Here is a 26,673-nt window from a genome sequence, read left to right as displayed (position 1 = left end):
TTTACAGGTGCTAGATGTCTTGGTTTGACACGCCAATTATTTTAGGCTTTTCAGCCGCTCAAGCTTGGGTGTTTGTTGCGCCTTTGCTTGCAGGCTTTGTTGCTGCGATCATAACCCACTGGCTGGGCATAAAGCGTGACAAACGAAACCATCGTATTCAACTTGAATTTGAGGAAAAAGTTGCTGCGCGCCAGGTTCGTCGGGATGTCTTGTTGGGTGCATATCGAAAACTTGACGCTTCTGAGCCGCAGAGACTCAATCACAGAAATGTCTCTTTTGACGAGGCTAAACATTTGTTGCGTCAGCGAGCAGAGGCATTTGCCGATTTGAACTTGTTCGGCAACGAAGAGCTAGCTAGCCAACTCGAAAAATTGTTGGAGCAATCTTCGAATTCATATGACACGAGCATTGTGATGAATTCGCTTCGCGATGCTCTTAGGAAAGAGTTTGGGTTAGAGTTGACTGCGACACGTTATAAATGGCTTGAAATCGACCCCATAAATCCAACCAAGCAGGAGACCGCAAAATGAAATTCACCCTCTCCTGGCTGAAAGACCACCTGGAAACCGAGGCCAGCCTCGACGAGATCCTTTATGCCCTCACCGATCTGGGGCTAGAGGTCGAAGGCGTGGAAAACCCCGGCGAAAAGCTGCGGGATTTCCAGATCGCCAAGGTGATGCATGCCGAACAGCACCCCGATGCCGACAAGCTGCGGGTGTGCAAGGTGCAGACCGCCGAGGGCGAGACCCAGATCGTTTGCGGCGCCCCCAATGCGCGCACCGGCATCACCGTGGTTCTGGCGAAACCGGGCACCTATATTCCCGGCCTCGACATCACCATTTCGGTGGGCAAGATCCGCGGCGTCGAAAGCCATGGCATGATGGCCTCCGAGCGCGAGCTGGAGCTGTCGGACGAACATACCGGTATCATCGAACTGCCCTCGGGCGAGGTTGGTCAAAGCTTTGCCGACTGGCTGGCCGAGAACGACCCCGCCAAGGTTGACCCGGTGATCGAGATCGCCATCACCCCCAACCGCCCCGACGCGCTGGGCGTGCATGGCATCGCCCGCGATCTGGCGGCGCGCGGTCTGGGCACGCTGAAATCGCGCGAGGCCGCGCCGGTGCCGGGCGCCTTCCCGTGCCCGATCGGGGTCACGATTGATGCGGATGTGCAGGAAAAAGCCTGCCCGGTGTTCTTTGGCCGTGTGATCAAGGGCGTGAAGAACGGCCCGTCGCCCGCGTGGTTGCAGGACTGCCTGCGGGCCATCGGGCTGCGTCCGATCTCGGCGCTGGTCGATATTACCAACTTTTTCACCTATGACATGAACCGCCCGCTGCACGTCTTTGACGCCGACAAGGTGTCGGGCGGGCTGCGCGTTCATGCGGCGAAAGGTGGCGAGAAATTCCTGGCGCTGGATGACAAGGAATACGTGCTTGAGGCGGGCATGACCGTGATCTCGTCGAATGGCGTGGTCGAAAGCCTGGCCGGCGTGATGGGCGGGCTGGACACCGGCTGTACCGACGAGACGGTGAACGTGTTCCTCGAAGCCGCCTATTTCGACCCGATCCGCACCGCGATCACCGGCCGCGCGCTGCGCATCAACTCGGACGCGCGTTACCGGTTCGAGCGTGGCATCGACCCGGACTGGACCGCCACCGGTATCGAACACGCGACCCGCATGATCCTGGATATCTGCGGCGGCGAGGCGTCTGATGTGGTGGTTGCAGGCGAGGTGCCCGATTTCAGCCGCGCCTATCGGCTGGACACCGACCGGGTGCAATCGCTGGTGGGGATGGAGATCGCCCCCGAGCAGCAGCGCGCCACGCTGAGCGCGCTGGGCTTTGTGCTGGATGGCGATATGGCCAGCGTGCCGTCCTGGCGCCCCGATGTGCTGGGCGAGGCCGATCTGGTCGAGGAAGTGGCCCGTGTGGCCAGTCTGACCAAGCTGGAAGGCAAGCCCATGGCCCGCGCCACGGCGGGTGTGCCCGGCATGATCCTGACGCCGATGCAAAAGCGCGAACAGATCGCGCGGCGCACCATGGCGGCGCTGGGGTATAATGAATGCGTGACCTATTCGTTCATCGATCAGACCTCGGCGCAGCTGTTTGGCGGCGGGTCGGATGCGACGATGCTGGAAAACCCGATCTCGTCCGAGATGAGCCATATGCGCCCCGATCTGCTGCCCGGTCTGTTGCAGGCCGCGGCGCGCAACCAGGCGCGCGGCTTTGCCGATCTGGCGCTGTTTGAGGTCGGCCCCGCCTTTGCAGGTGGCGAGCCGGGCGAACAGGCGGTTCTGGCCACCGGGCTGCTGGTCGGCCATTCCGGCCCCAAGGACGTGCATGGCGCGCGTCGGGCGGTTGATGTCTTTGACGCCAAGGCCGATGCCGAGGCGGTGCTGTCGGCCATCAACGCGCCCGCCAAGGTGCAGATCCTGCGCGGGGTCGATGACTGGTGGCATCCGGGTCGGTCGGGCAAGATGTGCCTGGGGCCGAAAAAGGTGATGGCCGTCTTTGGCGAGCTGCACCCCAAGGTGCTGGATGCGATGGATGTGAAGGGCCCCGCCGTGGGGTTCACGATCTATCTGGCCGAGCCGCCGCTGCCGCGGAATACCTCGGCCGCGCGTCAGGCCTTTACGCCCAGCACGTTGCAGGCGGTCGAGCGTGACTTTGCCTTTGTCGTCGATGCGGATGTCGAGGCGCTGACGCTGGTGAATGCCGCTGCGGGCGCCGACAAGGCATTGATCGAAGACGTGCGCGTGTTCGATGAATTCATCGGCGGCAGCCTGGGCGAGGGCAAGAAATCGCTGGCGATCACCGTGCGGTTGCAGCCCGTTGATGCGACGCTGACCGAGAAGGATATCGAGGCCGTGGGCGCCAAGATTGTCGAGAAGGTCGGCAAGGCCACGGGCGGCGTTTTGCGCGGCTAAGGCCGGGGGCTGTCTGCCCCCGGACCCCCGAGGATATTTTCACGAAGAAGAAGGCCGGTGCGTTTGTGCCGGCCTTTTCAGTTGCGGGGCGGGATGGCCAGCCCGCGCTGGACGGCGGGGCGCGCGAGGAATCGGTCGAGATAGGCCGGGACATGGTGCAGATCGGCCCAGCCGACCAGATCGCCGGCGTTGTAGTTCTGGACGATCCATTTCACCCAGGGGCCGATGGCGATATCGGCGATCGAATAGTCGTCCATGACCCAGTCGCGGTCGGCGAGGCGGGTGTCGAGCACCTTTAGCAGGCGCGCGGTTTCGGTCAGGTAACGTGCGCGGGCGAGGGGTTCGTTCCAGGTTTTTCCGCCGCCCGTCAGGAAGAACCCGACCTGGCCGAACATCGGGCCGATGCCGCCCATCTGGAACATCAGCCATTGCATCGTCTGATAGCGCCCCTGCGGGCCCGTGGGGATCAGGCGGCCGGTTTTTTCCGCCAGGTAGATCAGGATCGCGCCGCTTTCGAACAGGGCCAGCGGTTCGCCGTCGGGGCCGTTCGGGTCGATGATCGCGGGGATCTTGGCGTTCGGATTGAGTGACATATAGGGCGCCGAGTGCTGCTCGTTTTCCTCAAACCGGATGTGGTGGGCGTCATAGGGCAGGCCCAGCTCCTCGAGCGCGATCGATATCTTGACGCCGTTGGGCGTGGTGCGGCCGTAATACTGGATGGCGCCGGGGGTGCGGGGTGGCCATTGGCGGGTAATCGGGAAATCGTTCAGGGATGTCATGGTGCCGGGTCTGCTACGGGGAAAATTACGTTAGGAAAACCATAGTCTGCGCCGCAGGAAATGATAGAGGCTAGGCCGCAGGCTGACCAATGGCGGCCGCGACGTGGTGTCGCAAATCATAGAGGTGCAGGAATGCTGAAAGAGTTCAAGGATTTCATCGCCCGGGGCAATGTGATGGACATGGCCGTGGGTATCATCGTGGGCGCGGCCTTTACCGCGATCGTCAAGTCGATGGTCGATGACCTGATCAACCCGATTATTGGTTTGATCATTGGCGGGATCGACTTTTCCAACATGTTCGTCGTTCTCAAGGGCGAGGGCGGCTATGCCTCGCTGGCTGAGGCGCGCGAGGCCGGGGCGGCGGTGTTTGCCTATGGCTCGTTCATCATGGCGGGGCTGAATTTCCTGATCATCGCCTTCGTCGTGTTCATGCTGGTGCGCTATGTGAACAAGGTGAAAGAGGCGGCGATCCGCAAGGAAGCTGCTGCCCCCGAGCCCGAGGCGCCCAAGGCCCCGACGCAGGAAGAGCTGCTGGCGGAAATTCGCGATCTGCTGAAGAAGTAAGATCAAGGGCGCGGCGGGAGGAACGCCGCGCCCTTTTTTTCTTAGGCCGCGAGGGCGGTTTCGGCGGGCATGACCTTGATGCCCAGGGCCTCGCCCACGGCGTCATAGGTCAGGTGGCCGGCATGGGTGTTCAGCCCCGCCAGCAGGTGCGGGTCATCGGCGCAGGCCTGGCGCCACCCCTTGTCGGCCAGCGCCAGCATGAAGGGCATGGTGGCGTTGCCCAGGGCGATGGTCGAGGTCCGTGCCACGGCGCCGGGCATGTTGGCCACGCAGTAATGCATGATGCCATCGACCTCATAGATCGGATCCTGGTGGGTGGTTGCACGGGCGGTTTCGACACAGCCGCCCTGGTCGATCGCCACGTCCACGATGGCAGAGCCGGGTTTCATCAGGGCCAAGTGCTCGCGCCGGATCAGTTTGGGCGCGGCGGCGCCGGGGATCAGCACCGCACCGATGATCAGGTCGGCCTCGGGCAGCAGTTCGGCCAGCGCGCCGGCCGAGGAATAGCGGTTGCGGAAGGTGCCGCCGAACACGTCATCGAGATAGCGCAGGCGGGGCAGAGATCTGTCCAGAACGGTGACCTCGGCGCCCATGCCGGCGGCGATACGGGCCGCGTTGGTGCCGACGACGCCGCCGCCTAGCACGACGACCTTGCCCGGGCCGACGCCTGGAACGCCGCCCAGCAGCACGCCGCGCCCGCCATTGGCCTTTTGCAGGGTCCAGGCGCCGACCTGCGGGGCCAGGCGGCCCGCGACCTCGGACATGGGTGCCAGCAGGGGCAGCCCTCCCGCCGGGTCGGTGACGGTTTCATAGGCGATGGCGGTCACGCCGCTTTCCAGCAGGTCGTGGGTCTGATCCGGGTCAGGGGCGAGGTGCAGATAGGTGAACAGCACCTGATCGGCGCGCAGCTTCTTGCGTTCGACGGCCTGGGGTTCCTTGACCTTGACGACCATCTCGGCACGGGCGAACACCTCGTCCGCGGTATCGACGATGGCGGCCCCGGCGGCCACATAGGCGGCATCGTCAAAGCCCGAGCCCAGCCCGGCGCCTTTCTCGATGATCACGTCATGGCCGTGGGCCACGGCCTCGGTCACGGCATAGGGGGTTAGGCCTACGCGAAATTCCTGGGGTTTGATCTCTTTCGGGCATCCGATCAGCATGGGTTCCTCCTGTTCAGCTGATCTGATTGTGCCTGTCGCCGGTTCGAATTGTTTTGATATTTGTTCCGGGTTTGCGCATCATCATGAAGAATTGTTGTGCATGATTGCAAAAAGTTCGGAGATTTTTGCGTGAATGGCGAGCTGGACGATACGGATCTGCGGATTCTCAATGCCTTGCAGCGGGCCGGGCGGATGACCAATGCCGAGCTGTCGGAAAAGGTGCATCTGTCGCCCTCGGCCTGTCACCGGCGGGTGCAGCGGCTGGAGCGCGAGGGGTATATCCGCGACTACGTGGCGCTGTTGAACGCGCGCAAGATGGGCCGGCCGACCACGGTGTTCGTCGAGATCACCCTGTCGGGCCAGTCGGACGAGTTGCTGGACCGGTTTGAACGCGAGGTGGCGATGATTCCGGATGTGCTGGAATGTCACCTGATGGCGGGCAGTTTCGATTACCTGCTCAAGATCGTGGCCCGCGACAGCGAGGATTTCTCGCGCATTCACCGCCGGCACCTGACCCGCCTGCCGGGGGTGGCGCAGATGCATTCGTCTTTTGCTTTGAAAACGGTGTTCAAGACGACCGCGCTGCCGGTTTGACAGACGTGATCCGTCAGGGCGCGGCATTGTGTCGTGCCAACGTGACGTCGTCCCCCTTGCACCGTCGCGCGGTTGTATGATTCTCTGACACAAAAAATATATGTACCCATGCTAAGGCGCGCCCTTGGCATTTGTATTACCGGTCAGAGGAGTAATCCGCCCATGGACCAGCCCGAAGAACACGACAACCTGGAATGGCTCGAAGCCGAGCTTCAGGACACGTTCGACGAGGATATCGAGGTCGATTTCAACGAGCCGATGCTGTCGATGGAGATCCGCAAGATCTACCGTGAACAGCATCCCGACATGCTGGATCGACGGGTCTATTTCCGCAACCTGCTGCGCCTTCAGGGCGAGCTGATCAAGTTGCAGGATTGGGTACAGCATACCGGTGCCAAGGTTCTGATCATCATGGAAGGCCGTGACAGTGCCGGTAAGGGCGGGGTGATCAAACGCATCACCCAGCGGCTGAACCCGCGCGTCGCCCGCGTGGTCGCGCTGCCCGCGCCGTCGCGGCGCGAGCAAAGCCAGTGGTATTTCCAGCGCTACGTGCCGCACCTGCCTGCGGGCGGTGAAATCGTGCTGTTCGACCGGTCGTGGTACAACCGCGCCGGGGTTGAACGGGTGATGGGTTTTGCCACGCCCGACCAGGTGGAACAGTTCTTCGAAGACGTTCCCGAATTTGAACGGATGCTGGTGCGTTCCGGCATCATCTTGATGAAATACTGGTTCTCGATCACCGACGAGGAACAGCAGCTGCGATTCCTCATGCGGGTTCATGACCCGATGAAACAGTGGAAACTGTCGCCCATGGACCTGCAAAGCCGGGTGCGCTGGGAACAGTATACCAAGGCCAAGGAAGAGATGTTCGCCCGCACCAACATCCCCGAGGCGCCGTGGTATATCGTCGAGGGCAACGATAAGAAACGCGAGCGGCTGAACTGTATCGAGCACCTCTTGTCGCGCATTCCCTATCACGAGATCCCGCACGAAAAGGTCGAGTTGCCCGAGCGCGTGTTCAACCCCGATTACGAACGCCGCGTCTTGCCGCCGGAACTTTACGTGCCCAAGGTCTATTAAGGGCGTTCGCCGTCACATCCCGGTTACGCGGCGCTGCTAATCGCACGGCCAGCAAGGAACACCGATGGATGGAGGCCTCCCCATGAAGGATCAGAACACCCAGGATCTTAGCTGGGACGAATTCGACGAGCTGCGCGATCCGCGCCCTGAGACCTGTGATTTCGACCATGTGGTTGACCGCGCCCTGTCGCGTCGCGGCTTTCTGGGCGGTGTGCTGGCCTTTGGTTCTGGCGCGGCGGCGATGGGGGCTGGGCTGATGGGCTCGACCTCGGCGCGGGCGATGGGGCCGGGCGGGCGCTTTGGGTTCAATCCGATTCCGATCGCGACCGATGCCACGATCCACGTGCCCGAGGGCTATGAGTGGGAAGTTCTGGTGCGCTGGGGCGATCCGCTGTTTTCTGATGCTGGCGCGTTCGATCCGGCGACCGGCGGCACCGCTGCCTCGCAGGAACGGGCTTTCGGTGAAAACACCGACGGGATGGAGATGTTCGTGGTCGGTAACCGTCAGGTGATCGCCGTGAACAACGAATATGCCAATCTCAAGATCAACCTGCCCAACAATGACGGCGGCATGCCTGCCAGCGCCGAGGATGTGCTGAAGATCCAGAACACCCAGGGCGTCAGCATCATGGAAGTCACCGAAACCGGTGCCGGTTGGCAGGTGGTGGTCGATTCACCGCTCAACCGCCGCATCACCCACAACACGCCGATGCGCCTGTCTGGTCCGGCGGCGGGGCATGACCTGCTGAAAACCGCCGCCGACGCGACCGGCACCCAGGTTCTGGGCACGCTCAACAACTGTGGCGCGGGCAAAACGCCCTGGGGCACCTACCTGACCTGCGAGGAAAACTTTAACGGCTATTTCGGCTCGACCGATGCGGCGCAGGAACTGCCCGAGGCGTTCAAGCGCTATGGCATCGGGCATGAGGGTCGCTATGCCTATGAACAGCATGACCCGCGGTTCGATCTGTCGCAGAATGTGAACGAGCCCAACCGCCACGGCTATATCGTCGAGATCGACCCGGCCGACCCGGAATCGACCCCGGTGAAACGCACCGCGCTGGGCCGGTTCAAGCATGAGAACGCGGCTTGCGTTTTGGCCTCGGAAGGCCAGGTCGTCGTTTATATGGGCGACGATGAGCGCGGCGAGTTCCTGTATAAGTTCGTCTCGACCGCCCCCTATGCCGAGGGCGGCGATACCTCGGCCCTGCTGGATGAGGGCCAGCTGTATGTCGCCCGGTTCAGCGATGACCAGACCGGCGAATGGATGGCCCTGACCCCCGAGGCCACCGGCATGACCGAGGCCGAGATCGCCATCCTGACCCGCCAGGCCGCCAGCGCGCTGGGCGCCACCACCATGGACCGCCCCGAATGGGTCGCCGTGAACCCCGTCGCGCCCGAGGCCTATTGCGCCCTGACCAACAACAAGAACCGCGGCATCAAGCCCAATGCCGGCGGCGACGACACCTCGGTCAACGGCCCCAACCCGCGCGAGGCCAACAAATACGGCCAGATCGTGCGCTGGCGCCCCGAAGGCGGCGATCATGCGGCCCGCGGTTTCGACTGGGATCTGTACGTGATGGCCGGCAACCCGACCGTGCATGGCGACGCCTATGGCGGCTCGGCCAATGTCACGCCGGGCAACATGTTCAACTCGCCCGACGGGATGATGTTCGACCAAAAGGGCCTGCTGTGGATCCAGACCGACGGCAATGACAGCAACGAGGGCGATTTCGCCGGGCAGGGCAACAACCAGATGCTGGTTGGCGACCCGGTGACGGGCGAGATCGCGCGCTTCCTGACCGGGCCGAACGGGTCCGAGGTCACGGGCATCACCTGGTCCGCCGACCGCCGCACCCTGTTCGTGGGCATCCAGCACCCCGGCGGCACCTTCCCCGACGGCGCGGGCCTGCCGCGTTCGTGCATCGTGGCGGTCAAGCGCAAGGATGACGCCGTTATCGGGTGATCATATGGCTGGCCATTGCGGCCAGCCCATTTCATGCCCCTCAAAACAACAAACCCCCGGCTTTCGCTCGGGGGTCGTCGCACTGGGGCCTGAGCCCCGGTTCGCCTGTCGATCGGATGCTTAGAGCATACCTTCACGCTGGGCTTTTTTGCGTGCCAGCTTACGAGCACGGCGAATCGCTTCGGCCTTCTCGCGCGCTTTTTTCTCAGACGGCTTCTCGAAATGCTGCTTGAGCTTCATTTCACGGAAGACACCCTCACGCTGAAGCTTTTTCTTCAGAGCACGAAGGGCCTGATCGACGTTGTTGTCGCGAACGCTAACCTGCATGTGGTTTTCACCACCTTTCTAGTTTGGAGTTTCGGTCAATTGCAGGAAGTGGCCATATAGCAAAGCGACGCTAGCTTGTCTACAGTCCGGGGAAACCGACAGGAGGGCATCATGACCGATCTGACCGAGGTGCAGAAAACCCTGCTGGATGCGGCCGTGCCGCATGTGGCGTTCGATGGCTGGAGCGCGGCAACGCTAAAGGCCGCGGCCGCCGATACCGGCATCCCCGAGGCACAGGCGCGTGCCGCCTTTCCGCGCGGGGCGGTGGATCTGGCGCTGGCCTATCATCGGCAGGGCGATGCGGTGATGCTGGCCCGGCTGGCCGAGGCCGACCTGTCCGACATGCGCTTTCGCGACCGGATCGCGGCGGCGGTGCGCTATCGGCTTGAGGCGGTCGAGGACCGCGAGCTGGTGCGCCGTGGCACGACGCTGTTCTCCCTGCCGCAAAACGCGGGCGAGGGCGCGCGCGCGATCTGGGGCACGGTCGATGCGATCTGGGACGCGCTGGGCGACAAATCCGAGGATGTGAACTGGTATACCAAACGCGGCACGCTGGCCGGTGTCTATAGTGCGACCGTGCTGTTCTGGCTGGGCGATGACAGCCCCGATCATGCCAACACATGGGCCTTTCTCGACCGGCGCATCGATAACGTGATGCAGTTCGAAAAGCTCAAGGCGAAAACCCGCGACAACCCGCTGTTCAAGCCGCTGGGCGCGATTTTCGGCAAGGTGCGTGCGCCCTCGGCGGCGAAACGCGACGACCTGCCCGGACATTTCTCAAAAGGATAAGACGACCCGATGACATTGCCCGACATGATGCGCGCCGTAGAGATCACCCAGCCCGGCGGCCCCGAAGTATTGCAGCCCACCAGCCGCCCCGTGCCCGTGGCCCGGCCCGGCGAGGTGGTGCTGAAACTGGCCTATGCCGGGGTGAACCGGCCCGATGCGCTGCAACGGGCGGGGTCTTACGCACCGCCGCCCACGGCATCCGACCTGCCGGGGCTGGAAGGCGCGGGCGAGGTTGTCGCGCTGGGCGAGGGCGTTAGCGATCTGGCCATTGGCGATCAGGTCTGCGCGCTTCTGCCCGGTGGCGGCTATGCCGAATACGTGGCGACGCCTGCCGCCCATTGCCTGCCGGTGCCCAAGGGGATGGATCTGAAACAGGCCGCCTGCCTGCCCGAAACCTTTTTCACCGTCTGGTCGAACGTGTTCATGCGCGGCGGATTGCAGGCGGGCGAGCGGTTTTTGGTGCATGGCGGCTCAAGCGGCATCGGCACGACCGCGATCCAGCTGGCCCATGCCTTTGGCGCGCGGGTGTTCACCACGGCGGGGTCGGATGACAAATGCCAGGTCTGCCGCGGCTTGGGGGCCGAGCGCGCGATCAATTACCGCGACGAGGATTTCGTTGAAGTGATGAAAGCCGAGGGCGGCGCGAACCTGATCCTCGACATGGTTGGCGGCAGCTATATCGCCCGCAACATCCGCGCGCTGGCCGATGACGGGCGCATGGTGCATATCGCGTTCCTGTCGGGCCCCAAGGCCGAGATCAATTTCGCCGTCGTCATGGCGCGGCGGCTGACGATCACCGGCTCGACCCTGCGGCCGCAATCGGATCTGGCCAAGGCGCGCATCGCGGATGAGCTGCGCGAAAAGGTCTGGCCGCTGCTCGATGCCGGGCGGATCGCGCCTGTGATGGACAGCGCGTTCGCCCTCGAGGCCGCCGCCGCAGCCCATGCGCGGATGGAGAGCAGTCAGCATATCGGCAAGATCGTTCTGAAAATCTGAGCCACATCATGGCGCCGTTACCTTGGGCCTGCATACTGGCCCAAAGACAGGAGGGTGCCATGAAAGGTCATTTCAGACGGCTTCCGGGTTTTCCCGATACGGTGCTGGCCGTCACCGCCACCGGCAAGATCGATTCAGATGCGTATGAGCAGGAATTGATGCCGATGGTCGAGGAACAGATCGCCAAGACCGGCAAGGTGCGGCTGGTCTATATGCTGGGCGACGGGTTCGAAGGTTTTACCGCAGGCGCGGCCTGGGACGATGCCCGCCTGGGTTTGCTGCATATCCGCGATTTTGAACGCATCGCCATTGTCACCGATGCCGACTGGATCGCGATGGGGGTCAAGCTGTTCGCCCCGCTGATCCCGGCGGATGTGCAGGTTTTTGAAACCGATGACCTGGACGACGTCAAAAGCTGGATCAACGCCTGACGCGACTGCTCAGCGCAGGGTGATGTCGCCGCTGATCTGGTTGGTCTGAATGCCAGCATCATTGTCGGTGGTGGTTGCGTAGCCGCCACCGCCCGTGGCACCTGCGTATTTCCCGCTACCACCGGTCAGTTGCCAAGACCCGGCGGTGCCGCCGCCTTCGGTCAATTGGGTCGATGTCCAGGTCAGGACAGCCATGTCGCCCTGCGTGTCGGTATAGACGCAATGGCCGCCGCCTGTGACATTCGGGACGATGATTTCGACCGACCCGAAACAGGGGCCCGAGGCGCCGTTCAGCGGGTTCGAGGTGTCCTCGGTCGTGACATTGGTGAACTCGCTGTGGATCTGAATGACCATGTGGCCGTCGCCTATACCATGAACCGTCGACATGACCTTGGCCTTGGCCATGCCGGTGTTCGAGTAGGTTTGCTCGGCCTGAGTCGGCAGCGAGAGCGCGCAGAATGCTGCCGCGCCAAGGAATAGTAACTGTTTCATTGAATTGTTCCCCCCAAGGAAAGTCGCGTGTCGCGACGGGGGAACTATAGCACAAGGCGCCGATTCCGGGGAAATTCGCGTCAGTCGACCGGATCCATCAGCGCGCGGGGCAGGGTGCAGTCGCGCACCGTGTCGGCCCCGCAGTCGCGCGGTTGCAGGTCCCGGGTCAGGCAGATGCGCACCTCCTGGATGCGGTTATCGCGGCAGGTGACGGTGATCGCATCGGGCCACAGCTGCGGGTTCTCGGCGATGAACGCCTCTTCGATCACGCGGGCGGGCAGGCGGATCGGGCCTTTGAGGCGGCGGAATACCTCGGGCCGGGTGACGGCGTTATAGGCGGCGCGGGCCTGGTCGTAATAGTCCTGCGCCGGCAGGCCGGAACAGCGACCGTGTTTTTTCCACTGATACCAGGCCAGGCCGGATGTGCCCATGATATCGGCCATGGCGGCGGTCTGGCTGCGCGACGGGTTGCGATGGGTCGAATAGCAGTGGCTGGGCCAGCCCTGTTCATATTGCGGCCAAAGCCCGTGCAGCACCCAGCCGAACCCCGCGCCCGCATCACATTGCGGCGAGTTGCGCGCCTCGCCTTCCAGCGCGCACCAGGTCGGCGACCAGCTGAGCGACAGCAGGTAATAGTCGAAATCGCCCGCCTTGTCCCCCTCGGCCCGGGCCAGCCCGGCCGTCAGCAGCAGCACCAGCACCCAACGCATTTTCTCTTTCCTCTCGTTCCAAGGCCGACTATATACGGGCCAAACCCTCCCCGAAAACGAGGATAAGGTCCAGCCGGACCAGCCGTTTTCCCGGCGCGGGAGAGATATGTTCGAAGGAGTAAGGCCCATGGACAAACCGATCATGGCAAAGGCCACCGCAGTCTGGCTGGTGGATAACACGACCATCAGCTTCAAGCAGATCGCCGATTTCTGCGGCCTGCACGAGCTGGAGGTTCAGGGCATTGCCGATGGCGACGTGGCCGCAGGCGTCAAGGGGTTCGACCCGGTTGCCAACAACCAGCTGACCCAGGAAGAGATCGACAAGGCCGAGGCCGATCCGCTGCACAAGCTGAAGCTGAAGTTCAACGCCGCCGCCGTGGGCGAGGAAAAACGCCGTGGCCCGCGTTACACCCCGCTGTCGAAACGCCAGGACCGCCCCAACTCGATCCTGTGGCTGGTCAAGTTCCACCCCGAGCTGACCGACGGCCAGATCGCCAAGCTGGTGGGCACCACCAAGCCGACGATCCAGTCGATCCGCGAGCGCACCCACTGGAACATTTCCAACATGCAGCCGATCGACCCGGTCGCGCTGGGCCTGTGCAAACAGTCCGAGCTGGACGCCGCCGTGCAAAAGGCCGCCGCCAAGAAGGCCGCCGAAGGCGCCGCCATGACCGACGACGAGCGCCGCAAGCTCTTGTCGACCGAGCAGTCGCTGGAGATGGAAACCGAGCCGCGCATGCCCTCGTCGATCGCCGGGCTGGAGACCTTCTCGCTGTCGGGCAATGACGATGACGAGAAAGAGGCCCCGCTGCCCGACGCTGACAGCTTTTTCAACCTGCCGGGCGGGGATGACGACGAAGACGAATAAGCCCTGCCTCAGGCGCTTGCAGAAAACCCGGCCACTGGCCGGGTTTTTTGTTGTGCAGGGGGTGCGGCCTGCCTGACAATGCCGGGACATCTGACCAAGGGCGCCCGCATGTATGTTCCGGACCATTTCCAAGAGACCGACAAGACCCAGATCGCCGCGATCATGGAACATGCGCCGCTGGCCTGTATCGTGGCGCAGACCGACCAAGGGCTGATCGCCAATCACATCCCCCTGCTGGCCACACCGGATGGCAGTCTGATTGGCCATGTGGCCCTGGCGAATGACATGCACCGCCTGATCACGCCGGACCAAGAGGTGCTGGCGGTCTTTCGCGGCGACGACGCCTATGTTTCACCGAATTTCTATCCGACCAAGGCACAGCACCACCGGCATGTGCCGACATGGAATTACCAGGTGGCGCATGTGTATGGCCGCATCCGCTTTCAGCATGACACACAGGCCAAGCGTGCGGTGGTCGGGTTGCTGACCCGTCTGCACGAGCGGCGCGTGAACGGCGCGGATGCGTGGCGGATGGCCGATGCCCCCGCCGATTACATGGAGCAGATGCTGGGCGGTATCGTGGCCTTCAAGATCGAGGTCGACCGGGTGCTGGCCAAATCGAAACTCAGCCAGAACCGGGAAGCGCAGGATTATGAGGGCGCGATATCCGGCCTGCGCGCGACAGGGGGCGAGGCGCTGGCCGATCAGATGGCGCGGCGGTTGGACAAACCCAAGTGATTTCTGCGCGTTTCGGACTGCGAGGCTAGGCGGTCAGAATTTGCCGTTGTCGTTCTTCCACTCGCTGCGCGGCGCGATGGTTTCGACCGTGTTCCAGTGTTCGACGATCTTGCCCGTGTCGATGCGGAACAGGTTGTAGAAACTGGTGTGCGCGCCATCCTTGTGGCCTTCGGACATGCAGAGCACGAAATTGCCCTCGGCCAGAACCTTGTGCAGCCGTTCGTAGCGGATATGCGGCGTGTCGCCGTTTTGCCGCGCCAGCGCCGCGTGCAGTGGCGCGATGCCATCGGCAAGGTCGGGGTCGTGTTGTATCAGATCGGGGCTGAGGAATTGCTCCAGCCGGTCGAACTGGCGCGCGATCAGGACGTTTTGCACAAAGTCGCGGGCCAGGGCGCGGTTGGCCTCGGTCTGGTCCAGATCACGGATCTGGGTCTGACCGTCCAGCATGCCGCGCCCCGACGGGTTCGGGCCGCGCAGGGGCTGAATGTTGTCCCAATGCTCGACCGCCTGACCGTTTTCGAACCGGAACACCTCGAACGCGGCGCGGAGGCTGGAAAAGTCGTATTCGTTATGGGCAAAGGCATAATCGCCGTCTTCGAACACCCGGATGAATGTCACCTTGGGGTTGGTCTTGGCCAGCCGCGCGAAGAGGGTCGCCAGCCCCTCGCTGCCCTCGTGCGTCTGGGGGTTGTGCTGGATGTATTTGCTTTCGTTGACAACGGCGGCGGCCTTGGCCTCCCCGGTTTCGATCCCCTTGAGCAGGGTTTGGAGAAGCTGGCGTTTCGAAGTCATTCGGGCCGTCCTTGTTGGGGTCAGAACCTCTTGCGCGCCTTCAGCGCCGCGCTGATGGTGCCGTCGTCGAGATAGTCCAGCTCTCCGCCGATCGGCACGCCCTGGGCCAGCGAGGTGATCGACACGCCGCGGTCTTCCAGCTGTTCTGCGATGTAGTGGGCGGTGGTCTGGCCGTCGACGGTGGCGTTCAGCGCCAGGATCACCTCGGTCACGCCCTCGGCGGTGACGCGGTCGATCAGGCGGGGGATGCGTAGGTCTTCGGGGCCGACGGCGTCCAGCGCGCTAAGCGTGCCGCCCAGCACGTGATAGCGGCCCTTGAACACCTGCGCGCGTTCCATCGCCCACAGGTCGGCCACGTCTTCGACCACGCAGATTTCACCGGTGGCGCGGCGGTCGTCGGTGCAGATGTCGCAGATATCCGAGGTGCCGATATTGCCGCAGGTGATGCATTCGCGGGCGGTGGCGGCGACATGGGCCATCGTGTCGGCAAGCGGGGCCATCAACAGCCCGCGCTTTTTGATCATGTGCAGCACCGCGCGGCGTGCCGACCGGGGCCCGAGGCCCGGCAGGCGGGCCATCAGGTCGATCAGCGCCTGAATGTCGCGGGTGCTGTCGTTCATGCCTTAGAACGGCAGTTTCATGTCGGCGGGCAGGCCCATGCTTTCGGTCAGCTTGCGCATCTCATCCTGGCTGCGCTCGGCGGCCTTGGCCTGGGCGTCCTTGATGGCGGCCAGGATCAGGTCCTCGGCCACTTCTTTTTCTGACGGCACAAAGATCGACGGGTCGATTTCCAGGCCGGTCAGCTCGCCCTTGGCGGTGGCGGTGGCCTTGACCAGGCCGGCGCCCGATTCACCCGTGACGATCATGTTGCCCATGTCGTCTTGCAGGGCGACCATCTTTTCCTGCAGTTCCTTGGCGGCTTTCATCATCTTGGCCATGTCGCCAAGACCACCCAGACCTTTCAGCATGTAGACTGTCTCCGGTTATTGGGCCCGCGACGGGCGCGGGGCGGTATACAAAATCATCCCGACACATATCGCAGCCACCACCGCGATAAACAAGGCCGGAGAGCCGATGCAGCCTTCGGCAATCGCGGCATCCCGCGCGCCGCCGGTGACATCCATCACCGTCAGCGACGAGGTCAGCAAGCTCCAGAGCAGGCAGGTGACCAGCGCGGCCCATTGATGGCGAAAGCGGATGGCCAGTGCGCTGGCCGCCAGCAGGATCAGCGCCGCCGGGGTCGAGAACAGCGTGATCGCCTCGGCAAAGGCAGAGACGGGTTCGCCCTCCCAGAATGGGCGCTGCGTGGCACAGGCCTGCGCGAACGCGGGGCCGGGCAGGGTGGCGAACAGCGCGGCGGTCAGTCTTCTTCGAAGGGGTCCCATTCGTCCTCGACTTCGGGCAGGGCCTCGGCCGCGGCGGCCTTGGCCAGAGCCTCGGGGGTGCGGATATCGGTGATACGGGCCTTGGGAAAGGCGGTCAGAACCGCCTGCACCAGCGGGTGTTCGCGCGCCTCGGCCTCTAGCGCCAGTTTCTCGGCGTCGCGCTCCTCGGCGATGGTTTTGCCGCCGCCCGATCCGACCACGGACACCGCCCAGCGGGCGCCGGTCAGGGTTTGCAGTTTCTGGCCCAGCTTGGCGGCCAGGTCGGGCCGCGCATCGGGCGTGGGTTCGAATTCGATCCGGCCGGGCGAATAGCTGACAAGGCGCAGGCAGGTCTCGATCTCGACCAGCAGCTGCATGTCGCGGCTATTTCGCACCAGGGCCACGGCGCTGGCAAAGGTGGCATAGCGCGCCAGAGCGGTTTCGGGCGCATGGGCCAGCGCGGTTACGGTGCCGCCGCCGCCGTTGCCGGTGGGGGCCGCGGGGCCGCGTGCATAGGCGCTGGGGCCATTGCCGCCGCCACTTGGTGCGGGCGCGCCGGGGCCGGGCGAGACCGGGGGCGGCGTGTCTTGCAGCTTGCGCACCAGATCCTCGGGGGTGGGCAGGTTCGACACATGGGTCAGGCGGATGATCGCCATTTCGGCCGCCATCATGGCGTTGGGGGCCTGGGTGACCTCTTCGATTGCCTTCAGCAGCATCTGCCACATGCGCGACATCACGCGGATCGGCAGTTCCTGCGCCATGGCCTGTCCGCGCGCGCGTTCATCGGGCGAAACGGTCGGGTCTTCGGCGGCTTGCGGGGTGATCTGGATGACGCTGACCCAATGGGTGATCTCGGCCAGGTCGCGCAGCACCGCCATCGGGTCGGCCCCGTCGGCATATTGCGCGGCCAGTTCCGACAGCGCGCCGGACGCGTCGCCGCGCATGATCATGTCAAAGAGATCCAGCACCCGGCCCCGATCGGCCAGGCCCAGCATGGCGCGCACCTGCGTCGCGGTGGTTTCACCGGCGCCGTGGCTGATGGCCTGATCAAGCAGGGACATCGCGTCGCGCACTGATCCTTCGGCGGCGCGGGTGATCAGGGCCAGCGCATCCTCGGCGATCTGCGCGCCCTCTTTGGCGGCGATGCCTTGCAGGTGGGCGATCATCACCTCGGGCTCGATCCGGCGCAGGTCGAACCGCTGACAGCGCGACAGAACCGTCACCGGCACCTTGCGGATCTCGGTCGTGGCAAAGATGAATTTGACGTGGGCGGGCGGTTCCTCCAGCGTCTTGAGCAGCGCGTTGAACGCGCTGGTCGACAGCATGTGAACCTCGTCGATGATGTAGATCTTGTAGCGCGCCGATGCCGCCCGGTAATGCACGCTGTCGATAATCTCGCGGATGTCACCCACACCGGTGCGGCTGGCGGCGTCCATCTCCATCACGTCGACATGGCGGCCCTCGGCGATGGCGACGCAATGTTCGCACACACCGCATGGTTCGGTCGTGGGGCCGCCGGTGCCGTCGGGGCCGATACAGTTCATGCCCTTGGAAATGATCCGCGCGGTGGTGGTTTTGCCGGTGCCGCGAATGCCGGTCATGATGAATGCCTGCGCGATCCGGTCGGCGGCAAAGGCGTTCTTGAGGGTACGCACCATCGCCTCTTGGCCGATCAGATCGGCAAAGGTGGCGGGGCGGTATTTGCGGGCAAGAACCTGGTAGCCCTGTTTGGGGGTGTCGCTCATGACGGCCTGTTGGATTCGTGTTCCGAATGACCGTAAAGCCCGCGCCGGGGCACGTCCACCGCCTAAAGGCTCCAGAGGATGGCGCCTGTGGCGAGGGTGGCGACGGTCAGTATGGTGGTCAGCCGGGTATAGGCTGAGGGCGGCACCGGATTGGCATCGTGATCGTTCAGCCGGCGATGCGTCTTGCAGGCGTTGTTGCGCGCGGCCCAGAATATGGCCAGCGCCGCCGCCAGAAAGACCGAGGCCACCAGTTTTGCCGCCCAGACGGGCTCGAAGCTGCCGAACACGGCCCTAAGCCCCAGCGCCACGCCGATCGCGCCCAGGCCGGTGCCGATCCAGCTGGAATAGGTGCGCTCGTTCGCCATCAGGGTGCGGTCTTCGGACCATTCGGTGCGCTGTTGGCTTTTGTCGTTCTCGGTGCTCATGGGGCTGATCTTAGGCCGCGAGGCTGGATTGGCCAGAAAATTCCCCCTACGAAACGCTGGATCAGGGCGCCGCTTTGGCTAGATTGGTCGCAAGTCAGCAGGAGTAACGATCATGCGTTTGAAAGGCATTCGCGGCAGCCGCAATATCGAGGATCGCCGCCGCAGCGGCGGGCGCGCCGTTGGCGGGATTGGTGGGGTTGGCCTGCTGTTGGTGCTGGCGATCGGTTATTTCGCCGGGGTCGATGTGACCCCGCTGCTGGAACAGGCCGCCCAGCCTCAGACCGGCGAAACCCGCGAGCTGACCGCCGAGGAACAACAGGCCGGGGAATTCACCGCCCGCGTTCTGGCCACGACCGAGGCCGTTTGGGATGACGTATTCACCAACCAGCTGGGCCGCACCTATCAGCCGCCGACGCTGGTGCTGTTCGCCAATGTGACCTCTAGCCCCTGTGGCGGGGCGTCGGGGGCGACGGGGCCGTTTTACTGCCCGCTGGATGAAAAGGCCTATCTGGACACGGCGTTCTTTGCCACGCTGCACCGGCAACTGGGCGCGGGGGGCGATTTCGCCGCCGCCTATGTGATTGCCCATGAGGTGGCCCACCATGTGCAGAACGAGCTGGGCATCCTGCCCAAGGTCAACTCCCTGCGCCAGCGCGCCAGCACGACCGAGGCCAACGCGCTGACCGTGAGGCTGGAATTGCAGGCCGATTGCCTGTCGGGCGTCTGGGCCCGCGCGGTCGAGAACACGCTGGAACCGGGCGACCTGGAAGAGGCGCTGAACGCCGCGCGCAAGATCGGCGACGATCACCTGCAACGCCAGGCGGGCCGGGTGCCGCAGCCGCATACCTTTACCCATGGCACGTCGAAACAGCGCGCCGACTGGTTTGCGCGCGGTTATAAGACCGGCGACATCGCGCAATGCGACACGTTCAGCGCGGCGCGGCTCTAGCACTGGTCGACGGCACGTGGTATCAGGAGGCAGGCCGCCGGGCGCGGCCACCTGGTCCGCGGAAAGCTGCATCGGCACGCCCCTATCAACGACCGACATATCTTTCGGTTACTCTGGCCCGGATAGCGGATCCTCGGGCGCGTAAAGGGGAAACCGATGACAAACTCTTTGGATAAATTGCGCCGTCAGGCGAAGGTATTGCAACGCATGGTCGAGGCACATGATGCCGTGGCTATCGCGCGGGTGCGGGGCCATGTATCGCGGCCCGTGGCTGATCTGAAGCACGCGGATTTTCTGCATGTGATGGCGCGCGAAGCCGGGTTCGCGACCTGGCCCGAGTTGAAATTCGCCGCCGAAACCATCGGACTTGACCGCGCGGCGCGGCAACAGCGGCTGAAAGTGGCGCTGTATCACGGGCAAAACCACGTGGTGGAGGCCTTGCTGAAGGAAACCCCCGATCTGGCGGATGGGCTGCTGGGGCTTCAGGTTGCCTTGTATGATCTGGCGGCGGTGCAGCGCGCCTTGGAAGATGACCCCGAGGCCGCCACCCGCAAGCGCGGCCCGCGCACGCCGATGCTGCATCTGGCCTATTCGCGCTATATCCACGCCCGCCCTGAGTTGAAGGCCGACATGCTGACCATTGCCGAGCTGCTATTGGTCCATGGCGCCGATGTGAACGATTCCGCACCCTTGGGGGCAGGGGATGAGCACTCGCTGTCGGCGCTATATGGCGCGATCGGGCATGCAAATAACATGGCGCTGGGGCAATGGCTGTTGGATCACGGCGCCGACCCGAATGATGGCGAGAGCCTCTATCATGCCACCGAGCTGGGCCATCATGATGGGCTGCGGATGTTGCTGGCGGCAGGCGCCGAACCGCGCGGCACCAACGCCTTGCTGCGGGCGATGGATTTTCACGATCATCGGGCGGTGCAGATGCTGCTGGATCATGGCGCAGATGCGGACGAATTTGTGCCTGACAGCGTGGACGGAGAAGAGCCGTGGGTCATTCCGGCGCTGCACCAGGCTGCCCGCCGGATGAGCGACCGGCGTATGATCGACATGTTGCTGGGGGCCGGGGCCGACCCGGCGCGCTTGCATGATGGCGTGTCGGCCTATGGCTATGCGCGGGTGTTCGGCAACACCGATCTGGCCCGCGCGATAGAGGCGCAGGGCACGCCCCCGGCGCTGACCCCCGACGAAGAGCTGTTGGCCGCTGCCGCCGAAGGACGCGAGACCAGCGGGCGCTTTATCGACCCCGCGCGCCTGCCCGACGCCTATCGCAACATCCTGCGCGAGATCCTGCATCTGCCCGGCAAGCTGGACCATATGAAACGGCTGGTGGCGCTGGGTCTGGAATATGACCGGCCCGACGCGCAAGGCGTTACCCCGGTTCAGGCCGCGGGCTGGAGCGGGTTGCCCGAGGTTCTGGGCTGGCTGATCTCGCAGCGCCCCGATCTGGGGCATGTGAACGGCTATGGCGGTACATTGCTGGGCACGATCATCCACGGGTCGGAGAACTGCCCCGAAAGGGCCACGCGCGATCACGTCGCCTGCGCCCGTCTGGCTCTGGAACATGGCGTCGCCCTGCCGCGCAAGGCGGTCACGCTGGCCGGGCAGCCCGACATGGCGGCGTTTCTAACCGACTGGGCCGCAGCCTATCCGGGGCAGGTCGTTGAGGGGGATTAGGGTGAGAGGCTGGACAACGACCCAAGCGGGGCTCGTTACGGCTGCTTCCTTCCGGACCTGACCGGGTTGGCGAGGTGCCTGCCCGCGCCAACCTCTCGAGAGGTGATATAGGGCGCGCGTGGCGGATTCGCAAGCATGGGGTTTGGGCAAGGCAGGGATCTGAGCGCGGCGGCGCATCGGTATGAAAATTGCCGCCGGTCACCGAGTTGGCTGCGCACTGGAAGGATGCAGGACCAAGCCGCCGTAGTTTGGCCTGGGCAGGTGGACCTTAAGACGGGTGGCCTGGGGATTGGGGTGCATCGTCGCATATCTCATACCAACCCGGCTTGTCGGAAACGGATTCGTGAAACTGGTTTCTGAGACCCATTGCGGTGTCGAGCGCATTTGCGGCGATCGGGAAGCTGTTTTCTTGAGACAGGATTTCCCCGAGAGAGGTGCCACAAATTTTGCAAAAGCACCTGCCGTATTTGTAGGGCGGTTCCGGCTGGTACAGCGCAACCTCTTCTTTTCCTTGCACCCAGACGAGATCTTCCTTTTTGACAAAAACGATGGTGCTGGCCCCGGCCTTGCGGCAGCGGGAACAATGACAGGTTCCCATCGTGGTGGGCTCTGACGCCAGTCGAAACTTTACGGCCCCGCAATAACAGCTTCCGTCGATCATGACCGCTCTCCCATCTTGCCACCTATTGGAACATTAAGGGAACATTTGGCGTGGCGCAATGCTCAAGAACGTTCTGCCAGAGGGGGCACAGATTGCCTCGGCCCAAGGTGTTGGCCGGTGATGCGCCGTAGAAACCGGAGCGAAAGGGACGCTTACAGCGCCAGGCGATAGCTGTGAAAGCCCTGCGGTGCCGGGCCGGCGGGGCTGAGGCCGGGGATGGTATCGGCAAAGCGGACCGCGCCGGGGCCGGTTTCGAACAGGACAGACGTGCCGGGCAGCGGGGCGAGGCGCCAGTTGGCCTGAGGCGCGGCGCGCACGGTGCCCTGATCGGCGATATAGCGCACGATGATGTCGCGGTTGGTGACCGTGGTTTCCAGCGCGACGGTGGTGCCATCGGCGCCGGCGAAGTTCCCGCCACCGCCGGCGCGGTAGTTGTTGGTGGCGACCAGGAAGATATCATCGTCTTGCACGGGTTTGCCCAGATGGGTCAGCGCGGTGATGCGCCAGGCCTCGGGGTTGGTCAGCTTGCCGCTGATCCGGTCGAACCGGCTGGGCTGGGCCAGGTCGATTTCATAGCGGATGCCGTTGATCACGTCGAAATTGTAGCTGGGAAAATCGGGATGGATCAGCGGCTGGTCGGGCTGCCCGGGCGTGACCTGGTGAAACAGCCCGGCGCTGCGTTCCAGCCAGCCGCGCAGCTGGGCGCCGGTGATGCGCACGGCGCGCAGCGTGTTGGGAAAGAGATAGAGATCGGCCACGTTGCGAATGGCCAGGTCCCCCGCCGGGATGTCGGTATAGTAATCCGGCCCGCCGCGCCCGCCGGCCTTGAACGGGGCCGCGGCCGAAAGGATCGGGTGCGGGCTGTCGGGCATCATCTGGCGCACATGCCATTGCTGCGCGGCATTGATCAGCGCAAGCGACGGGTCGTCGGCGACCAGGGCGAAATAGCTGTGCAGCGGGGTGGCGGTGCGGCCCACGGGGCGCCGGATATAGGACAGGGTTTCGCTGTGGTCGCGCGCGACGGCGTTCAGCACCTTGGTGTCGCTGTCGACCAGCGCGGTGATGGTGCCGGTATCGTTGCGCTCGTAGATCGGGCGGGCCTCGGCGCTGTGGCCCAGAACGCGCCATTCGCCGGCCTCGCGTTCCAGCAGCAGGTCGATCACACCCAGATGAGAGCCCCAGAACCCGCCCATCGTGGCCGGCTTGCCGTGCAGCGTGCCCGCCTCGGCATCGACCCCGGCCATGCCCTGAAAGCTGGGCGAGGGAAAAACCAGGTGGCTGTGCCCGGTCATCACCGCGTCGATGCCGTCGAGGGCGGCAAGGGGCACGCTGGCGTTTTCCATGCCGTCGCTATGCTGGGCGCCGCCGATGCCCGAATGCGACAGAGCGATGATCAGGTCGGCACCCTGTTCGCGGATCTGCGGAATCCAGGCGCGGGCGGTTTGCAGGATGTCGCGGGTTTCGACCCGACCTTCGAGGTGGCGGCGATCCCAGGTCATGATCTGCGGCGGGGCAAAGCCGATCAGCCCGATGCGGATCGGGTGGCTGTTGCCCTGGCCGTCGGCAATCTGGCGGTCGAGGATCACATAGGGCGGCACCAGGGTCTTGTCGCGTGTCGGGTCGGCCCCGGCATGGCGCAGCACATTGGCCGAAACCACCGGGAAATTCGCCCCGGCCAGCGCCTTGAGCAGGAAATCAAGCCCGTAGTTGAATTCGTGATTGCCCAGGGTTGCGGCATCAAACCCCACGGCGTTCATCGCGGCGATGACGGGGTGAATGTCGCCCTCGCGCAGGCCGCGTTCATAGGCGACGTAATCGCCCATCGGGTTGCCTTGCAGGAAATCGCCGTTGTCGACCAGCAGGCTGTTATGAGATTCGGCGCGGATGCTGTCGATATGGGTGGCGGTGCGGGCCAGCCCGGCCGTGTCGACCGGTTTGTCGGCGTAATAGTCGTAAGGGTAGACATGCACGTGCAGGTCGGTGGTCTCCATGATCCGCAGATGCGCCTGGTTGGCGCTGGCCCGGGCCGAGAATGGATGCAACGCGATCAACGACGTCCCCGCAACTGTGCCGGCAATCATCTGACGGCGATTCATGGTCAGTGCCCGGTGTCGTATCATTTTGCGCCTGTTTGTGTTCTGGTCGCGCAAAGGGTGCCGTGATAGGGCAACGACAGTGTGACAATGACACCTTTTAGACCGGGTTTCCGCCTGAGATACAGCCCAAAGTTGTATTTTTCAAGCTTATGCACGCGACGTCGCAAAGAGGCTTGGGCGGATTGAAACGGAGGGCGCGATGCGGCTGGCAGAAACGGTGACTTTCGGGGGCGCGGGCATTGATCGGGCGGCGGAAATGCGCGGCGATGCCGATGCGCTGGCGGTGGCCTGGCCCGAGGCCCGTGTGGTTCCGCTGTGGCGGGGCAAGCCGCTGATCCGGGGCGAAGATCTGGATGCTTTGGGCCATGTGCCGGGGTCCCATCCGGTGGTCGCCGCTCGGCAGGCGCGGGCGGTGTTGCTGGGGCGTGCCGATGGGGCCGTGTGGTTCGCCGTCGACATGTCCGACTGGCAGCCCGAAGACCTGGCCGAGGGGCATGACAGTTTCGTCGATCTGTCCGAACAGCGGCATCCCGACCTGCCCGATGACACATGTTTCGCCGAGCTGCGCCGGGTGATGGCGCGCCTGTCGCCCCGCGATGCCGAGCTGGCCGCCACGGCCAAGGCCATTTTGGGCTGGCACCGCAGCCACGGGTTTTGTTCCTGCTGCGGCGGGCGCTCGGCCCTGTCGATGGCGGGCTGGCACAGCACCTGCGCCACCTGCGGCGCGCATCACTTTCCGCGCACTGATCCCGTGGTGATCATGCTGATAACGCACGGAAATTCCGTTCTTGTCGGGCGCTCGCCCGGCTGGCCAGAGGGGATGTATTCGCTGTTGGCGGGCTTTGTCGAGCCGGGCGAGACCATCGAGGCCGCGGTGCGGCGCGAGGTGGCCGAGGAAACCGGCGTGCAGGTGGGCGAGGTGCGCTATCTGGCCTCGCAGCCCTGGCCGTTTCCGGCGTCATTGATGCTGGGCTGTTCGGGCGTGGCGCTGGGCCGCGAGATCACGCTTGATCCGCACGAGCTGGATGATGCGCTGTGGATCAGCCGCGAAGAGATGCTGCGGGTCTTTGCAGACGAGCACCCGCTGATCCGCCGCCCGCGCCGGGGTGCGATTGCCGGGTTTTTGCTAGAGAACTGGCTTGCGGATCGGCTGGCATGACGCATAAATCGGGTGGGGCAGGTGAACGGCGGACCAGATGAAATTTTCGTCCAAAGAGGATATCGCGGCACCGATTGAGCAGGTGTTCATGGCGCTGACCGATTTCGAGACCTTCGAACGCGCCGCCATGCGGCGTGGCATCGAGGTGATGCGCAGCGACGGGCCCGGCACAGGCGGTGTTGGCACCGAATGGCAGTGCCGGGTGCCCTATCGCGGCAAGACCCGCAAGCTGTCTACCCGGATCGACCGGTTCGACACGCCCGAGCACCTGGTGCTGGGCTGGGTGATCATGGGGCTGAGCGGGCAGATGGATATCGAACTGGTGCAGCTGTCGCCGCGCCAGACCCGCATGTCGATCGCGCTGGAGATGAAGCCGAACTCGCTGACGGCGCGGCTGTTCATCCAGTCGCTGCGACTGGCCAAGGCGTCACTGAACCGCAAGTTCAAGCGCGGCGTCGCGCGGTTTTCCGAAGATCTCGAGGCGCGGCTGGGCGCGGCCTAGTGGCGGCGCGGATCGGCCGGGTAGACGCCCAGCAGCTTGATATGCGAGGTGAAGTAATCCAGCTCTTCCATCGCCAGCTGCACGTTGCGATCATCGGGGTGACCCTCGATATCGGCATAGAACTGCGTGGCCGAGAATGACCCGTCGACCATATAGCTTTCCAGCTTGGTCATGTTCACCCCATTCGTGGCGAACCCGCCCATCGCCTTGTAAAGCGCGGCGGGGATGTTGCGCACGCGGAACACGAAACTGGTCATCATGCCCGAGCTGCCCCGGCGTTTGAGATCCGGCTCGCGCGCCATCACAAGGAAGCGGGTGGTGTTGTTGTCGTGATCCTCGATATGGCGGGCCAGCACGTCCAGGCCATAGATCTCGCCCGCCAGTTCAGAGGCCAGCGCGCCCAGGCTCTTGTCGCCCAGTTCGGCCACATGCAGGGCCGAGCCCGCCGTGTCGGCGCCGGTGATCGGGTGAATGCCGTGTTCACGCAGAAAGGCGCGGCATTGGCCCAGCAGCACGGTGTGGCTTTGCGCGTTCCTGACATCGCCCAGTTGCGATCCCTTGACCCCCAACAGGTTGATATGCACCCGCACAAAGGCCTCGTCGACGATATGCAGCCCCGAGTCGGGCAGCAGGCGGTGAATGTCGGCAACACGGCCATAGGTGGTGTTCTCGACCGGCAGCATCGCCAGGTCGGCCTCGCCCTTTCGGACGGATTCGATGACGTCTTCGAAGGTGCGGCAGGGCAGGGCCTCCATCGCCGGGAATGCCTCGCGACAGGCCTGATGAGAATAGGCGCCGGGCTCGCCCTGGAATGCAATTCGCCCTGGAATTTGGTCGCTCATGTGCTTTTCTTCACTGTTTCACACCTGTT

29 protein-coding genes and 1 other RNA gene are annotated in these 26,673 nt (G+C 64.0%); 15 read left to right on the top strand and 15 right to left on the bottom strand.

The annotated features are described in order from the left end of the window. Positions 1-14 precede the first annotated feature (14 nt). Both OE856_RS12560 and pheT read left to right on the top strand, forming a co-directional pair. Positions 15-530 carry a hypothetical protein gene (locus OE856_RS12560; RefSeq protein WP_263716477.1) on the top strand — a complete coding sequence of 172 codons (516 nt, stop codon included), beginning with the start codon at positions 15-17 and terminating at the stop codon, positions 528-530. After that, on the top strand, positions 527-2,926 hold the full coding sequence (gene pheT / locus OE856_RS12555) for a phenylalanine--tRNA ligase subunit beta (RefSeq protein ID WP_263716476.1): 2,400 nt from the start codon (positions 527-529) through the stop codon (positions 2,924-2,926). Before OE856_RS12560 ends, pheT begins: the two co-directional genes overlap by 4 nt. 77 nt (positions 2,927-3,003) lie before the next feature. Here the strand turns inward: pheT and OE856_RS12550 are convergent, their stop codons facing one another. Further along, complete coding sequence (locus OE856_RS12550) at positions 3,004-3,705, bottom strand: glutathione S-transferase family protein (protein ID WP_263716474.1); 702 nt, start codon at positions 3,703-3,705, stop codon at positions 3,004-3,006. Positions 3,706-3,837: 132 nt separating this feature from the next. On the opposite strand from OE856_RS12550, the gene mscL reads away from it, so the two are divergent. Beyond that, a complete protein-coding gene (mscL, locus tag OE856_RS12545; protein ID WP_263716473.1) occupies positions 3,838-4,269 on the top strand; it encodes a large conductance mechanosensitive channel protein MscL in 432 nt (143 codons plus the stop codon). 41 nt (positions 4,270-4,310) lie between these two features. Here mscL and ald read toward each other — a convergent pair whose 3' ends face one another. Next, entirely contained in the window at positions 4,311-5,429 is a 1,119-nt protein-coding gene (gene ald, locus OE856_RS12540; RefSeq protein WP_263716472.1) for an alanine dehydrogenase, read from the bottom strand. A 129-nt stretch (positions 5,430-5,558) separates the two neighbouring features. Between ald and OE856_RS12535 the strand changes: the two genes are divergently transcribed. From OE856_RS12535 to OE856_RS12525, 3 genes are all read left to right on the top strand, one after another. Next, positions 5,559-6,023, top strand: coding sequence for an Lrp/AsnC family transcriptional regulator (locus tag OE856_RS12535; RefSeq protein ID WP_263716471.1), 465 nt, complete (start codon positions 5,559-5,561; stop codon positions 6,021-6,023). Between the two features lie 162 nt (positions 6,024-6,185). Further along, a complete protein-coding gene (ppk2, locus tag OE856_RS12530; RefSeq protein WP_263716470.1) occupies positions 6,186-7,103 on the top strand; it encodes a polyphosphate kinase 2 in 918 nt (305 codons plus the stop codon). Between the two features lie 82 nt (positions 7,104-7,185). Beyond that, a complete protein-coding gene (locus OE856_RS12525; protein WP_263716469.1) occupies positions 7,186-9,069 on the top strand; it encodes a PhoX family protein in 1,884 nt (627 codons plus the stop codon). A 120-nt stretch (positions 9,070-9,189) separates the two neighbouring features. Here the strand turns inward: OE856_RS12525 and rpsU are convergent, their stop codons facing one another. Continuing rightward, complete coding sequence (rpsU, locus tag OE856_RS12520) at positions 9,190-9,396, bottom strand: 30S ribosomal protein S21 (protein ID WP_008207378.1); 207 nt, start codon at positions 9,394-9,396, stop codon at positions 9,190-9,192. 111 nt (positions 9,397-9,507) lie between these two features. On the opposite strand from rpsU, the gene OE856_RS12515 reads away from it, so the two are divergent. From OE856_RS12515 to OE856_RS12505, 3 genes are read left to right on the top strand one after another with little or no spacing between them, the layout of a single operon-like run. Then, positions 9,508-10,185 carry a COQ9 family protein gene (locus tag OE856_RS12515; RefSeq protein WP_263716466.1) on the top strand — a complete coding sequence of 226 codons (678 nt, stop codon included), beginning with the start codon at positions 9,508-9,510 and terminating at the stop codon, positions 10,183-10,185. 15 nt (positions 10,186-10,200) lie between these two features. Beyond that, positions 10,201-11,181, top strand: coding sequence for an NAD(P)H-quinone oxidoreductase (locus tag OE856_RS12510; RefSeq protein WP_263716513.1), 981 nt, complete (start codon positions 10,201-10,203; stop codon positions 11,179-11,181). 59 nt (positions 11,182-11,240) lie between these two features. After that, positions 11,241-11,612, top strand: coding sequence for an STAS/SEC14 domain-containing protein (locus OE856_RS12505; RefSeq protein ID WP_263716465.1), 372 nt, complete (start codon positions 11,241-11,243; stop codon positions 11,610-11,612). A gap of 9 nt (positions 11,613-11,621) precedes the next feature. Here OE856_RS12505 and OE856_RS12500 read toward each other — a convergent pair whose 3' ends face one another. After that, positions 11,622-12,104: a hypothetical protein gene (locus OE856_RS12500; RefSeq protein ID WP_263716464.1), complete on the bottom strand. Its 483-nt coding sequence runs from the start codon at positions 12,102-12,104 to the stop codon at positions 11,622-11,624. An 80-nt stretch (positions 12,105-12,184) separates the two neighbouring features. Then, positions 12,185-12,814, bottom strand: a complete 630-nt coding sequence (locus tag OE856_RS12495; protein ID WP_263716463.1) for a ribonuclease T2 — start codon at positions 12,812-12,814, stop codon at positions 12,185-12,187. A gap of 127 nt (positions 12,815-12,941) precedes the next feature. On the opposite strand from OE856_RS12495, the gene OE856_RS12490 reads away from it, so the two are divergent. Both OE856_RS12490 and OE856_RS12485 read left to right on the top strand, forming a co-directional pair. After that, positions 12,942-13,682, top strand: coding sequence for a DUF1013 domain-containing protein (locus OE856_RS12490; RefSeq protein ID WP_263716462.1), 741 nt, complete (start codon positions 12,942-12,944; stop codon positions 13,680-13,682). 108 nt (positions 13,683-13,790) lie between these two features. Further along, the gene (locus tag OE856_RS12485) at positions 13,791-14,420 is read left to right on the top strand and encodes an FMN-binding negative transcriptional regulator (RefSeq protein WP_263716461.1); all 630 of its coding nucleotides are present in this window, start codon (positions 13,791-13,793) and stop codon (positions 14,418-14,420) included. Positions 14,421-14,453: 33 nt separating this feature from the next. On the opposite strand, the gene OE856_RS12480 is transcribed toward OE856_RS12485, so the two are convergent. The 6 genes from OE856_RS12480 to OE856_RS12455 are packed head-to-tail and all read right to left on the bottom strand — an operon-like array spanning position 14,454 to position 18,746. Then, on the bottom strand, positions 14,454-15,212 hold the full coding sequence (locus tag OE856_RS12480; RefSeq protein ID WP_263716460.1) for a nuclear transport factor 2 family protein: 759 nt from the start codon (positions 15,210-15,212) through the stop codon (positions 14,454-14,456). 20 nt (positions 15,213-15,232) lie between these two features. Then, complete coding sequence (gene recR / locus OE856_RS12475) at positions 15,233-15,832, bottom strand: recombination mediator RecR (protein ID WP_263716459.1); 600 nt, start codon at positions 15,830-15,832, stop codon at positions 15,233-15,235. Between the two features lie 3 nt (positions 15,833-15,835). Further along, positions 15,836-16,180 carry a YbaB/EbfC family nucleoid-associated protein gene (locus OE856_RS12470; RefSeq protein WP_263716458.1) on the bottom strand — a complete coding sequence of 115 codons (345 nt, stop codon included), beginning with the start codon at positions 16,178-16,180 and terminating at the stop codon, positions 15,836-15,838. Between the two features lie 15 nt (positions 16,181-16,195). After that, complete coding sequence (locus OE856_RS12465) at positions 16,196-16,597, bottom strand: hypothetical protein (protein ID WP_263716456.1); 402 nt, start codon at positions 16,595-16,597, stop codon at positions 16,196-16,198. Beyond that, complete coding sequence (locus OE856_RS12460) at positions 16,573-18,336, bottom strand: DNA polymerase III subunit gamma/tau (RefSeq protein ID WP_263716512.1); 1,764 nt, start codon at positions 18,334-18,336, stop codon at positions 16,573-16,575. Before OE856_RS12460 ends, OE856_RS12465 begins: the two co-directional genes overlap by 25 nt. A gap of 47 nt (positions 18,337-18,383) precedes the next feature. Then, entirely contained in the window at positions 18,384-18,746 is a 363-nt protein-coding gene (locus tag OE856_RS12455) for a DUF202 domain-containing protein (protein ID WP_263716455.1), read from the bottom strand. A gap of 112 nt (positions 18,747-18,858) precedes the next feature. Between OE856_RS12455 and OE856_RS12450 the strand changes: the two genes are divergently transcribed. Both OE856_RS12450 and OE856_RS12445 read left to right on the top strand, forming a co-directional pair. After that, a complete protein-coding gene (locus OE856_RS12450; RefSeq protein WP_263716454.1) occupies positions 18,859-19,695 on the top strand; it encodes a neutral zinc metallopeptidase in 837 nt (278 codons plus the stop codon). A 156-nt stretch (positions 19,696-19,851) separates the two neighbouring features. Continuing rightward, on the top strand, positions 19,852-21,384 hold the full coding sequence (locus OE856_RS12445; RefSeq protein ID WP_263716453.1) for an ankyrin repeat domain-containing protein: 1,533 nt from the start codon (positions 19,852-19,854) through the stop codon (positions 21,382-21,384). Here the strand turns inward: OE856_RS12445 and ffs are convergent. The 3 genes from ffs to OE856_RS12430 all read right to left on the bottom strand — a co-directional run bounded on the left by ffs (position 21,384) and on the right by OE856_RS12430 (position 24,141). Further along, an RNA gene (gene ffs / locus OE856_RS12440) (signal recognition particle sRNA small type) lies at positions 21,384-21,482 on the bottom strand. The two genes, OE856_RS12445 and ffs, sit on opposite strands and share 1 nt — an antisense overlap. Positions 21,483-21,652: 170 nt before the next feature. Next, positions 21,653-22,045, bottom strand: coding sequence for a GFA family protein (locus tag OE856_RS12435; RefSeq protein WP_263716452.1), 393 nt, complete (start codon positions 22,043-22,045; stop codon positions 21,653-21,655). 152 nt (positions 22,046-22,197) lie between these two features. After that, entirely contained in the window at positions 22,198-24,141 is a 1,944-nt protein-coding gene (locus OE856_RS12430; RefSeq protein WP_263716451.1) for a bifunctional 2',3'-cyclic-nucleotide 2'-phosphodiesterase/3'-nucleotidase, read from the bottom strand. A 199-nt stretch (positions 24,142-24,340) separates the two neighbouring features. On the opposite strand from OE856_RS12430, the gene nudC reads away from it, so the two are divergent. Both nudC and OE856_RS12420 read left to right on the top strand, forming a co-directional pair. Next, complete coding sequence (nudC, locus tag OE856_RS12425; protein WP_263716450.1) at positions 24,341-25,300, top strand: NAD(+) diphosphatase; 960 nt, start codon at positions 24,341-24,343, stop codon at positions 25,298-25,300. Between the two features lie 37 nt (positions 25,301-25,337). Then, positions 25,338-25,802 (top strand): SRPBCC family protein, encoded by a 465-nt coding sequence (locus OE856_RS12420; protein WP_263716449.1) that lies wholly within the window; start codon positions 25,338-25,340, stop codon positions 25,800-25,802. On the opposite strand, the gene OE856_RS12415 is transcribed toward OE856_RS12420, so the two are convergent. After that, complete coding sequence (locus tag OE856_RS12415; RefSeq protein ID WP_263716511.1) at positions 25,799-26,632, bottom strand: prephenate dehydratase; 834 nt, start codon at positions 26,630-26,632, stop codon at positions 25,799-25,801. The two genes, OE856_RS12420 and OE856_RS12415, sit on opposite strands and share 4 nt — an antisense overlap. Positions 26,633-26,673 lie beyond the last annotated feature (41 nt).

Origin of the sequence: Actibacterium sp. XHP0104 (assembly GCF_025751515.1) — a bacterium.
Classification (GTDB): Bacteria; Pseudomonadota; Alphaproteobacteria; order Rhodobacterales; family Rhodobacteraceae; genus Actibacterium_D.
Note: the sequence above shows the minus strand (reverse complement) of the source record. Positions and strands in the feature narration are given on the sequence as shown.